The following is a 12979-nucleotide window of genomic DNA, read 5'->3' as shown; positions in this document are numbered from 1 at the left end:
TATAAATCAATATTTACCATTAATCTTCTCAATGCAGGAGGGGAGCTCCATAATGTTGTCCAAGACAAAATGGGCACCGGCATTCAGCATCCGTTCACGCACTTCGCGCTTGAGTTCGATCAATTCGTCGGACGAACGGTGGTTGTATTCCTCTTCTGTCAATCCCATCTCGTTGCTACCGGTCACGATGCCGACGCTCCATACTTTGGCATTCACTCCTTCCTTGATGTCGGCGATCGTGTCTCCTACCTTCACCACATTATCAACGGAAGGAATAGCCAAGTCGATCATATTCTTATAGATCATATACGGGGCAGGACGCCCGGCGGGAACATCATCCGGAGTAACCAGGTTATCCACCACATAGCCTTTAGCTGCCGCATCGGGACGAACCACTTCCATCATCGCCTGTGTATAGCCTGTTGTAGAACCGATTCTAATTCCTTCTTCACGCAACAGCTTCATCGTATCCAGCACACCGGGGATCGGATCCGTAAAGTTGCGGAGAGACGAGAACAAATGCTTTTCGAAGCTCCGATACATTTCGTTTACATCGTCCATGTTCCAGTCACGGTTATAGCGAACCTGAAATTTGGCTTTTACTTCCGGCATATTCAGGATCGCCTTGATATGATCTATTTTCAACAATCCCATCGGCTCACGCGCCTGCCGGTAGGTTATATCAATTCCTTTTTCTTCAGAGAAAACTTTCAGGAAAGCATTCAAAGGGGCAAAACAGCCGAAATCGACAGCCGTTCCGGCCCAGTCCATAATCACACATGAAATCTTTTTCATAACTGATTTATTTCTTTTATTATACTGATTCTTTTATCAAGCCATCGTGATCGCATTCCGCGAAGCCGTATCCAATTCGAGTACTTCGTTGCTCTTGACAGCCAACCCGTTTTCCTTACGGAAACGCTGATGCAAATATACAAAAGAACAAATGAAGGTGATACAGCAGAAGATACCGACATACCCGGCAAACTGGTTATAAAATACCGCCCAATCGATATGCGGGTTGCAAAATTCCTTCAGCACAAGCACAAGCACCGTCCCGGTATATCCCAAAAAATCCGTCGTTACGATAAAGAACCCTACATTCCCGTGAATCTTAAAGCAAGCAATGAAGCGGTCGAAGAAAATCGTCTGGAAAGTAAGATACGCGATGTATAAGCAAAGACTTTGGACGAACAGCCAGACAACAGGAGGAAGCTGGAACCGTTCCTGCCCGAAAGAGACAACAGACATCACGATCATCCCCATAATAATCAACCCGAAAAGAATAGAAAGAGCTTTCAGATTATCCTTCACAAAAACCATCAATCCGAAAACCACAAGGATAATAAGTGTCACCACACTGTCGATCTTCGCAAAAAGCCAAGGCGAATATTCGGAAACATCGATGATATTCACTAAAAAGTCTTCTTTTATATCGCGTAACACCACGATGGCTATATTGGCAACGAACAACATCATGAGGAAAGGCATAAAATTCTTGAACAACTCCCAACGTTGTTTCCCATTCAATGTCGCACGCTCCGATTTCATCGCAATATCTTCTTCGGTCGGTTGAGGCAGACGGTTCAGGGCATATCCGAGCAATGCTAACAGAGGTAATGCGACAGCACCAATCAATGCAGGCATCCAAAACTCATTCACATGCAGGTTATTCATAACATACAACCCAGCCGACTTGGCCGTCCCGGAACTGATCACCATACTGACACCTAACAGGCTGGCAAGGATATCCGTCATCCGACGTCCTTCGATAAAACTGAAGATCACCCCCCACATGCAACCCAACGACAGGCCGTTCAGGAACATAGCTGCAATATTGTAAGGAGCGGAAAGCAGACCGAAGAAAACCAACGAAAGCTCTGCCATCACAACAGACATCAGGATAAACCTCAAACGCTCTTCCCGTCTCAGTTCGGAGATCAGCTTGATCCCCATAAACTTAGAAATCACATATCCTACTATCTGGGAGATCGTAACAACCACCTTATAATCCATATCGAAGAACTCGACATCCTCGAAAGCCGCCGCCGTATAAGGCTTGCGCAGTGCATATACCAATGAATAAGATAAAAGAGCCGCACCGCCGGCCCAGAGGATAAAAAGAAAATCGGATAACCGTTTCCGAGATGGATTTTTAGTTTGTTGTTCGTTGTTCATAACATGCTGTCATTTTGTTTACGGCTGCAAAAGTAGACGTGGCATGTTACAGGAATATTACTGAAAACATGAATGTTCATTATTTATATATATTATAAATCAACCGATTATAAAGCAATATTTATGTAACATTCATGTAACGGAAATGCAACACGCTTGTATTTATTTTGCAATATAAAACAGTAAATAAGAACAACATGGACGACTTCCGTGAACTCTACCGCCGGATAGAATATCTGCGCAATAACGGGATCAAGATGAAGGAGATTGCCGACTGTGCCGGAATGGCTCCCAGCATCCTGTCTTCTCTGTACACAACAGTGCTCCCGACTTATTTCGAGGAACTGAAAAACTGCTCGCACGAGGAAGCATTGGACCATGCGATCGTATTGGTCAACAACATATCCAAACGACGCCTGCTGTCCGTCCTGCCGGAATTGTTGAAACGCTTGGAAGGGATGGAACCGAACATACAACCCGACCGGAAAGCCAATCCTTTCCTCGACCATTTGCAAGAAGAAATACTGCTTTCCACCACACGGGTGGACAACATATGCGGACTTTACACGAGTTACAGCCTTTCTTCTTCCTCGGACTGCCTGAAGATGGAACCTTTTATCATCAGTCTATCCGAAAACAAGGAGTACATCCGCATCGGACGGTTAAATGCTTACGGGGAGGCGCAATGGGGCATGGGAGTCACAGGTGATCCACAGAACTTTTATTGCATGTTCAGCGAAAACCCCTCGCCTCAATTCACGCTGGTAACAATCTATCTGCAAATCCCATTCTTCCGGAATCCCCGGCAACTGCGCGGTTTATATATCGGACTTGACTACAACCGGAACCCGGTTGCACGCCGCATCCTACTTATCAAGAAGTCTGACTGCACGGATACGGAAGAATTTTTATCCATGGAAAGCGGCTTGATCCAAAAGGAGGATTTCACCTCCGAACAACAGGCTTATTACGATTATACCTGTCAGACCGGCGACTACATCAAGATGTGCACGGTTCCTTCGCTTCAGATGGATGAGAGTGATCTTGTCAAAGAAAAGACAATGCTATTGTTATAGTTACTTTTGGCTTGACCCAAAAGTAACCAAAAAGTCAAGGCCGAACCTGCTTCGCTACTCCGGGCAGGCGACAGCGTAGTCTTTGCCCGGAGTAGCCCAGACGGTTAAGCCTTGAACTTTTGGTTACTTTTCTTTCAAGAGAAAAGTAACACACCGATTATTCTTTTTGGAACTTCCGGCTCACCTTCAGTAAATTTGCCGTAAAAGATACCACATTCTGCGCTTCCTGTACCATATTTAGGTAGACCATGCTGACCTTCGTACTACCGCTCTGTCCTTGGATACGTTTCAGTTCCTCCTTCTTCAGAAGCGTCAGTTTAGCCGTCAGATCGACCGATTCGGCAATCAGGTCATCCATACGATGGTAATCATTGCTTTCGATCATAACCGAACTGCGGTTCAGGAAAGAAACGATCTCATCGGTCATCTTTCCGAAATCCTCCTTCTGTACTTCACAAAGCGGGCTAAAATGATTGTCGACATGCTCTTTGCCTGGCTCCGTCAGACGACGGATACTGAACACGATCTCGCTGGCAAAATCATTCCCCTGATAATAGTACAAACCTTTATCGATCGCAATATCATGCTCCAACTGGGTAACGCCCAACGTGCCGACACGTTTGACCTGTTTCAAGTAACTCTTCTTTTCCTCAATCGCGCTCATAACCTTGCGAAGTTCGCGCAGGTTTTCATCCATAAAGCCATGAACAGAGCGGTTGAAAGTGTCGGAAGCGAAGTTCAGCACGTCGCAAAGCTCGTCGCGACTATGTTCACGGAACAGCGAAAGAGCTTCACGTTTGTCCTTTGTCTCACGTAGTTTGGAAATCGTGGAATCAACTTCTTCCTGCATGGCTTCCTTCTTCATCTTCTTTTTATACAGAATCTGGTTACGGATCAGCATATAGATCGCCAGCCCCACCATCGCCGCCATTGCCGCAATACCACCGACATGGATCAACAGAGCAACCAGGAAACAGATCGTAAAGGCTGCACCTGCCGTAATAAACCAACCACCGATCACGGAGAGCACACCGGTGATACGGTAAACTGCGCTTTCACGCCCCCAAGCACGGTCGGCCAGAGAACTACCCATCGCCACCATAAAAGCGACATAAGTCGTAGACAACGGCAACTTCAACGAAGTACCCAACGCAATCAACAGACCGGAAAGCACGACATTCACCGAAGCACGCACCAAGTCGAAACTGGCCTTATCTTCAAGTATTATCTCGTTATTATTGAAACGGCTGTCAATCCAGTCCTTCACTCGCAAAGGCACCACGCTCAATATCGTATTGGAGGCATTGTTGCACGTACGCACCAGAACACGTGCAACGGGCGATGTTCCGAAATTTTCATTTCCATCCGACTGCCGGGCCAAGTCTACAGACGTTTTGATCACCGCCTGCGCCTTTTTCGAAGTAGCCAAGGCAATCACCATGACCAAGCCGGAACCAACAAGGAAGTACCACGGGGTTTTGGCCGGTTCAAGCAACGACTCCATCAGGAAAGTGTCGGTTGTAGTCGTGCCTCCCTGCGCCATCAAATCCATATAAGAAGAATAGCCTGCCAACGGAACACCGATAAAGTTTACCAAGTCATTACCGGCAAACGCCAAAGCCAAGGCAAACGTTCCCAGCAAGATCACCACTTTAAAAACGTTCACCTTCAACCAGTGAAGAACCTGCATCAATAAAGTGAAAAAGATAAGTGCTCCCCACACGATCGTGTCCGTATTGCTATAAATCATCGTTTTAAGATCACCTTCCATAAAGGAACTTTCTTTCAAACCTTTTATCAACATGAAATACAAGATGGAAGTGGCAGCCAAACCACCGAACAAGCCGATAAAATAGTTCATGTGTTTCTTGTAGTTGAAAGTAAAAATCAAGCGAGAAATGTATTGAACAATGGCCCCGAAAAAGAAAGCGATCGCCACTGAAAGAAAAATGGCAAGTATCACCGTAAAAGCCTTATCCGTGTTCAGCAGGTCACCCAACTGGAGTGCACCATTAGAATTGGCAATCTTGATTAATGAAATTGCAACCGTACCGCCCAACAATTCGAATACCAGCGAAACGGTAGTCGAAGTAGGCATCCCCAGAGAGTTAAAAATATCCAGCAACACCACATCGGTGAGCATGACAGCCAGCAAAATACACATAATTTCTGAAAAATAGAAATGTTGCGGCTGGTAAATTCCGTGCCTGGCAATATCCATCATTCCGTTGGATAGCGAAGCACCGACAAAGATGCCGATCGCGGCAATCACCATTATTACTTTAAAAGATGCAGCTTTCGATCCTATTGCCGAATTCATAAAATTGACTGCATCGTTACTAACTCCGACTGACAGGTCAAACACCGCCAGCACAAAGAGGAAAATGATCAGAAAGAGATAGAATGTCTCCATAATTGCTTGTTATGTATTTGGTTGCAAAGGTCTGAAACAAATATTACGCAAAAATGACATAGATATTACAAACATGTTACAAGTCAAACCATACATCCACAGAAACAGTTGAATAAAAAAATAATGTTACCGGACTAAGGGATTTTCGCTATATTCGCGACTTTTATTATAAGAACATTGTTAATCTTACTCACACTTGGGAGAGAATCGAGACGATATCATACAGTGGGCTTGTGAAATGGCCTTATCGGATTCACAAACCGCTCTTAAATCGCTTTACATGACCTATTTCGGGCCACTAATGCGATTTACGGGTATGTATGTCTCATCGCCGGCAGAAGCCGAAGAGATCGTATCCGATACCTTCTTAGCTATCTGGAACAACCGCAAACAGCTACCCGGCATCTCTAATTTCGATTCTTACATATATACGGTAGCCCGCCACAAGGCGATCAGCTATTATCGCAAACAGCACATGGAGCAGGTATCGCTGGACGAAATCTCCATCGACCTTTTCACATCGACCGAAACGACTCCCGAAGAAGAGCTTATCAGCCAAGAAGGAATTCACCGCCTGAACTTGGCAATCGACTCGCTACCCGCCAAATGCAAGATGGCTTTCAAACTCGTCCGCGAGGACAAGCTCAAATATAAAGAAGTGGCTGCCATCCTCGACATCTCCGTCAAAACATTGGAGGCACACTTGACGAATGCCGTCCGCAAACTGCGGGAAACACTTGCCGACGATTGCATCTGAAAAGCAACACTCTGGCATGAAGCAAAAATTTCATGCATAGGATACTTCTGTTTCATGCCCAGGAAACATTTGTTTCCACCTATTGAAAATTTTGTTTCCTCCTATTGAAAATAAATTTTCCCACAGTGGGAAATTTATTTTCTCCGAATGGGAACAGATGAAAATTTTCTATCTTTTTCTCATTTCGACTAAGGGTATTCTCGCTTCCCAGCGACTATACATATAGAAACACACAGAATGGAAAACAGAATAAACCATATAATCGCACGTGTCCTGAGTGGAGAAAGTTCTTCGGACGATATCCTTTCGTTAAGTGAATGGCTGAACGAAAACGAAAAAAATCGAGATGAATTCCGACGTCTCAAGAATTATTGGGATGCAGATGTCGCTTTCAAACATTCCGTTGCCCCTGCTTTCTCGGCCGACAAACTGCAACAAAAGATCAATGTACAAAGAAGGCAGACTGCCCGGCGGCAATTATGGAGAAACGCCATTCCACTAATTGCCGCAGCCTGTTTGCTTTTCATTTTCTCAACAGCCCTTTTCCTTTATAATACAAATGACCGTATATCCGAACACTACACCTTGCTGACAGACGAACATACCTCCAACTTCACGATGGAAGATGGAACCATCATCACATTGAACAAAAACAGCCGCTTAAGCTATTCCGACAAATACGGGAAAGACAGCCGCAACGTCAAATTAGAAGGTGAAGCCTATTTTGAAGTGGCAAAAGATCCAAGCAAGCCCTTCCAAGTAGAGATGAACGGTGCTTCTATCACCGTATTGGGTACGCACTTCAACGTGAAGGCAGATGCAGAGTCAGACGATATCACGGCAACCCTTGTGGAAGGTTCCATCCGTTTCGAAGGCGCAAAGCAAAATATCGTGATGACCCCAAACCAACAACTGACTTTCAACCGGTCGACAAACAAGGTGGATGTCAAAGAAATAGACACCGACACTTTCACAGCTTGGAAAGACGGTCTGTTGAAATACAAATCGATTCCATTCACCGAATTGATCGAGAACTTGAAAGACATCTACCAAGTAGAAATCCGGATTGATGATGAAAGACTGGCAGATCCATCCATCACCGTTTCCGGTACATTCAATCAAAAACAAAGCATAGAACAGATCCTAAAAGTAATCTCACACAGTTTGCCTATACGGTGGACGAATAAAACAGGAAATTATCATATCCAACATGCACACTAAAAAATAATGCCTATGAGAAAACGCTAATGTTAAAAGTAGCACTGAGACCTACACTAAGCGAACAGGGTCACACCATGAAACAAGTAAATTATTAATCTCTTAAATCAATACATAAGCATGAAAAATGTTTCGTATTACAGGCATCTTCATCCTGAAAGCCTGAAAAAATTAGTAGCAATTACAAAAATTACGGCGGTTTCGCTATTAACAGTTTTACCTTCCACTATGCAAGCGGAACCTACCTATTCACAATCGGTAGTGATATCCATCAAAACTGAACGGATGCTTCTCACCGACTTGTTTTCACAGATAGAAAAACAAAGCGAATTCCTATTTTTCTATGTAGATAAAGATGTTGCAGACATTAAAGTCAACATAAAGGCCAACAGTAATCAAATCGATGAAATCCTGACACAAGCATTGACAGGAACAGGACTGACTTATACGATCAACGATCGGAATATCAACATTATGCGAAAAGCATACGCACGGCAACAACAGGCCAAGCAAATCACGGGGAAAGTCCTAGACAATAACGGTGACCCGATCATCGGAGCCAATGTTGTAGAGAAAGGAACGACTAACGGGTCCATTACTGATGTTGAAGGCCTCTTCAACATCAGTATAGCACCAGGTGCTATACTTTCGATCTCCTACATCGGATACAAGCCGACCGAAATAAAAGTCGGTTCACAAAACTCCTACAACATCACCCTCGAAGAAGATTCGGAGACATTGGATGAAGTCGTCGTGATCGGCTACGGTACGGCACGCAAAATCGACCTGACAGGATCGACCTCTTCTTTGGGAGGCGACAAACTTCGGATGAAGAGTACACCGCAGCTTTCCAGTCAATTACAAGGACAGATGGCCGGCGTACAGATCACACGTTCCAGCGGTGACCCGTCAGCCGGAGCTACTATCCGCGTACGTGGTGTCACGACCATGTCAACTAATGACCCATTAGTGATCGTGGATGGAGTGCCTGGCACTCTTACAGATATTGCCCCTGAAGACGTAAAAGACATTCAGGTTTTGAAAGACGCAGCTTCGGCTGCTATTTACGGTTCACGCGCAGCGGCAGGTGTCATATTGGTCACAACCAAACGTGCCAAAAACAAGGAATTCCATCTTTCATATAATGGAGAATACGGCATCAACACACCGACCGCAAAACCTAAATTCGCTAATGCCGTACAATGGATGAGTGGTCTTAACGAATTAGCTTTCAACGATGGTGCATCATCCCTCCATTCACTTTACTCCGAAGATGTAATCAACAATTACGCACAACTACGAGCTGAAGATCCGGACCGCTATGCAGATACCGACTTTATGGATTTAGGATTGAAAAGTAGCACACATCACCAAAGACACTCTCTCTCGCTCAGTGGAGGTACAGAAAAACTGAAAACAAACTTCAGTCTCAACTATTACAATTCGGAAGCACTTATCCAAACAAAAGACTACGAGCGTTTCAATATCCGCACGAACAATGACTACCAAATCAATAATTGGATACATGCCAATGTTGACTTGAATTTACTCTATTCTAACGCAAATGAACCTCACGGATCGATCTTTACCTTAATGGAGCGTGCACCGATCTACAATGCTTATTGGTCTGACGGACGTTTTGCCGATGGCAAAGATGGTGACAACCCTATTGCCGAGCACCAATTAGGCGGTTCCATGAAAAAACAGAACTACAGTGTGGGTGGTAAATTACAATTAGATATCACACCCATAGAAGGATTAACATTAACTGCCATCGTAGCACCAAAATATTCTTTTTACAAAGGAAAAGACCATCGCAAAAGATACGAAGTCTACCGGATCACCGGTGACCCGATTCCCGGAGTTGGCTATGCTTCAACTAGTCTCAGTGAAAGTCGTAACGACAACCATAGCTTGACTAAGCAGTTCTATGCCAACTATAAAATGCAACTGAAACGCCACTCTATCGGATTGATGGCTGGTTATGAAGATTATTCTTACAAATGGGAAGAAGAAGGTGCTTCACGAACCAATTTTAATTTGGTCAATTATCCTTACTTGAATTTAGGGCCTGAAGACTACCAATACAATAGCGGAAAAGCTGGACATAATGCCTATCGTTCATTCTTCGGTCGTATCATGTATTCATGGGCAGATCGCTATATGCTGCAAGCTAATATTCGCTCAGATGGTTCTCCACGTTTTGCTGATGGCCACCGTTGGGGTACATTTCCTTCCGTTAGTGCAGGTTGGGTTATTTCCGAAGAACCTTGGTTCAACAAAAGCATTGTAGATTATTTAAAGTTACGCGGTTCAATTGGACAATTGGGAAACGAACGTCTAGGGAAGGAGTTTCCTTATCAAGCAATACTCAGTTTTGGCACAGGTTTTATTCCAAATGCAACTACAGGTGTAGCAGATGTCGTACAAACGGCTTATCAGACAGACTATGCTTTCAACAACCTAACATGGGAAACGACCACCACCTATGGTTTCGGAGCTGACATCACTTTGCTAAATAACAGACTTCGTGCATCAGCCGATTATTATTACAAAAAGACAACTGATATGCTGATGGAAGTTGGATTCCCTTCTTATTTTGGTTATAACGCACCGCAAAACAACGCAGCCGATATGAATACGAAAGGTTGGGATCTTGAACTTTCCTGGAGCGATCAAATCAACGATTTCAGATACGGTGTAAGTTTCAATTTGTCCGATTATCGTTCTAAAATGGGATACATGGCAAACCGACAGAAAATCGATGATAACAAGATCACTGAAGAAGGGTCTTATTTTAACGAATGGTACGGATACAAAAGTATGGGCATTATCTTGAATGATGCTGCCATGTTGGACGAAAACGGAAATACCATTCCAGTTCTGACTAACAACGATAAAGCAGGTAACATACGTTACCAAGATATAGATGGAGACGGCAAAATCACTGCTTCCGCCGATCGTGTACGCTTGGGCAATTCCCTACCAGAAATGCAATACGGTGGCTCTCTATGGGCAGAATGGAAAGGCTTGGATTTCAATTTATCATTTCAAGGTGTTGGACATCAATTAGCCTACTGGAACTGGCCCGGTACACCATTCAATTATCAAGCATATGCTTGTCCGGTAAATCTGATCGAAAGCCATTGGAGTCCGACAGCAACGGATGCAGAAAATGCCAAGGCAAAATATCCGAAATTGACGACCAATAGTGCCAATATTTATGCAAAAAGTGACTTCTATATTTTCAACGGAGCTTATATGCGTATCAAAAACATCACATTAGGTTATACGCTCCCATCTGAATTCACGAAGAAGTTTTTTGTTAACAAGTTGAGAGTCTATTTCAGTGCGAATGACCTGCCTGCCTTCTCGAAATATCCCGAAGGATTCGATCCCGAATGGGGGGATCGCGCAAAAGACTTGATCATGTCTTCTTATATTTTTGGCTTGAATGTTTCATTTTAATTAAAAAAATCCTGTTATGAACAAAATAAACAAATATCTATTAACCGGAATAGTCTCACTAAGCATGACAGCCTGTGCAAACCTCGACCTAAATCCACTTTCTGAAGGATCGAGTGAAAATTGGTATCACGATGAAACCGAAATAGAAATGGCACTTAATGATTTGTGGAGACCAGACTTCTTTCCGATTGACGCCATCTATTGGGATGATGATTTGTTAAACCGAAATGGTTCCAACGAAGTTACGCTCGGAACAGTCACTTCTCAATGGGGGACCTCCTCCACACGCTGGAGTTCCTTATACAAGTCCATCGCCCGTGCAACAAAAGTAATTCAAGCATTGGACAATGGTTCTGCGACCGGAATCAGTGAAAGCAAAGTAAACCAATACAAGGGGGAAGCCTATTTCATGTTAGGGTTTGCCTACTGTGAACTGACTGCCTATTATGGAGATTGCGTGTTGAATAAAGGTATGACTTTGGATGAAGCATACGTGGCAACCCGCTCACCCAAAAACGAAGTGCTTGCATATGCTTTTGAATGTTTAGACAAAGCGGCCGAATATCTGCCCAATTCCTACAAAGGTCAACAACGGCCGACCAAAGGAGCCGCCCTCGGTTTCAAAGCCCGTTTTGCCCTCTTCCACGAAGACTGGCAAACCGCCGTTGATGCTGCACAAAAATGTATGGATCTCGGAGTCTACAAATTACACGACAATTATCGGGAAATGTTCCAAGCTACCAGTTCTCCCGAATTTATGTTTTATTTCAAAGGAGACTTGACATTAAAAAAAGGATATGGTTTCATGGAAAATGTACGTGACTTTGTCATACGCAAAATCGGTGGCCATTGCAACCAAAGTCCATCATTGGAGCTGTTCTGTTCCTACACCTGCACGGACGGTTTGCCTATTGACAAATCACCGCTCTATAACCCGAAAGATCCATTTGCCAACCGAGACCCGCGTCTGGCAATGACAATCCAACCTTTCAAAACTAAATACTCTGCTGACTATGCAGAATATGAACAGTCCAAAAAAGATGGGACATTTCCTGAAAAATATCCAGATTATATCACATTAGGCTATGAATTCAATCCCAGTCCTTATGCAAATACGGTATACGAAGTGTCTACCGGTAAAATGGTAGTCAACACTGACTCCAAAGCATCGAATCAACATTCAGCTTATAACGGATTGATTCTCCGTAAATTTGTGAAGGATGACTGGAAAGATTTCAACAATTATAATCTAAAAGCAGACAACTGTTATCCATACCTACGTTATGCTGAGGTACTGATGACTTACGTGGAAGCGAAGAACGAAATGGGACAATGTACACAAGACGACTTGGACAAAACGATCAATCTGATCCGTGAACGTGCCTATCGCGAAACAGGTATCGCTTACCCCCGCGTAGAAGTACAATCACAAGAGGCTTTACGCAAAATCATCCGCATGGACCGTCGTTCGGAATTCGCATTCGAGGGGATTCGTTATCGCGACCTGTTGCGTTGGCGCATTGCTGAAAAATCACACAACAAGTCCATGTATTACTTGAATCGTGCCTGGTCTAACTCCGCCAATTGGAATGGTTTGACCGGCAGTGAATCAAACATCGAATTGTCTCAAGACTTCATAACTTTGTTAAAGAACTGGGACGAAGGTTACTATCCTATCGGTGGCATACCGACAATCGATGAAAACGGACTGCCCAATCTTGCACCTATGGAAACCGCTGGATATATCACTACATTCTACAAAATGTCTTTTGACCCAAAGAAAAACTATTTGTGGCCTATTCCAGCTAACGATATTTTGGTCAACGGTAACCTAACGCAAAACGACGGGTATTAATCTCTAGCAATCGA

Annotated in this window: 8 protein-coding genes; 5 read left to right on the top strand and 3 right to left on the bottom strand. The window is 43.9% G+C overall.

Annotation, left to right across the window (positions count from 1 at the left end; translation table 11 throughout):
• Positions 1–6 precede the first annotated feature (6 nt).
• Both phnX and NQ542_RS14830 read right to left on the bottom strand, forming a co-directional pair.
• Positions 7–795 (bottom strand): phosphonoacetaldehyde hydrolase, encoded by a 789-nt coding sequence (gene phnX, locus NQ542_RS14835; protein ID WP_005639872.1) that lies wholly within the window; start codon positions 793–795, stop codon positions 7–9.
• Positions 796–831: 36 nt separating this feature from the next.
• Positions 832–2178, bottom strand: a complete 1347-nt coding sequence (locus tag NQ542_RS14830) for a DUF5690 family protein (RefSeq protein ID WP_005639871.1) — start codon at positions 2176–2178, stop codon at positions 832–834.
• A gap of 197 nt (positions 2179–2375) precedes the next feature.
• On the opposite strand from NQ542_RS14830, the gene NQ542_RS14825 reads away from it, so the two are divergent.
• Positions 2376–3254: a hypothetical protein gene (locus NQ542_RS14825; RefSeq protein WP_005639870.1), complete on the top strand. Its 879-nt coding sequence runs from the start codon at positions 2376–2378 to the stop codon at positions 3252–3254.
• 157 nt (positions 3255–3411) lie between these two features.
• Here NQ542_RS14825 and NQ542_RS14820 read toward each other — a convergent pair whose 3' ends face one another.
• The gene (locus NQ542_RS14820; RefSeq protein ID WP_005639868.1) at positions 3412–5667 is read right to left on the bottom strand and encodes an inorganic phosphate transporter; all 2256 of its coding nucleotides are present in this window, start codon (positions 5665–5667) and stop codon (positions 3412–3414) included.
• A gap of 196 nt (positions 5668–5863) precedes the next feature.
• Between NQ542_RS14820 and NQ542_RS14815 the strand changes: the two genes are divergently transcribed.
• The 4 genes from NQ542_RS14815 (at position 5864) to NQ542_RS14800 (ending at position 12965) form a co-directional block, all read left to right on the top strand.
• Positions 5864–6424 carry an RNA polymerase sigma-70 factor gene (locus tag NQ542_RS14815; protein ID WP_005639867.1) on the top strand — a complete coding sequence of 187 codons (561 nt, stop codon included), beginning with the start codon at positions 5864–5866 and terminating at the stop codon, positions 6422–6424.
• 237 nt (positions 6425–6661) lie between these two features.
• Positions 6662–7645 carry a FecR family protein gene (locus tag NQ542_RS14810; protein WP_005639865.1) on the top strand — a complete coding sequence of 328 codons (984 nt, stop codon included), beginning with the start codon at positions 6662–6664 and terminating at the stop codon, positions 7643–7645.
• A 117-nt stretch (positions 7646–7762) separates the two neighbouring features.
• On the top strand, positions 7763–11110 hold the full coding sequence (locus NQ542_RS14805; RefSeq protein ID WP_005639863.1) for a SusC/RagA family TonB-linked outer membrane protein: 3348 nt from the start codon (positions 7763–7765) through the stop codon (positions 11108–11110).
• Positions 11111–11126: 16 nt separating this feature from the next.
• Positions 11127–12965: a RagB/SusD family nutrient uptake outer membrane protein gene (locus tag NQ542_RS14800; protein ID WP_005639861.1), complete on the top strand. Its 1839-nt coding sequence runs from the start codon at positions 11127–11129 to the stop codon at positions 12963–12965.
• Positions 12966–12979 lie beyond the last annotated feature (14 nt).

It is taken from the genome of Parabacteroides merdae ATCC 43184 (assembly GCF_025151215.1).
In the GTDB taxonomy this organism is placed as follows: domain Bacteria; phylum Bacteroidota; class Bacteroidia; order Bacteroidales; family Tannerellaceae; genus Parabacteroides; species Parabacteroides merdae.
The sequence above is the reverse complement of the archived record's forward strand: the minus strand, read 5'-3'. Positions and strand labels throughout refer to the sequence as shown.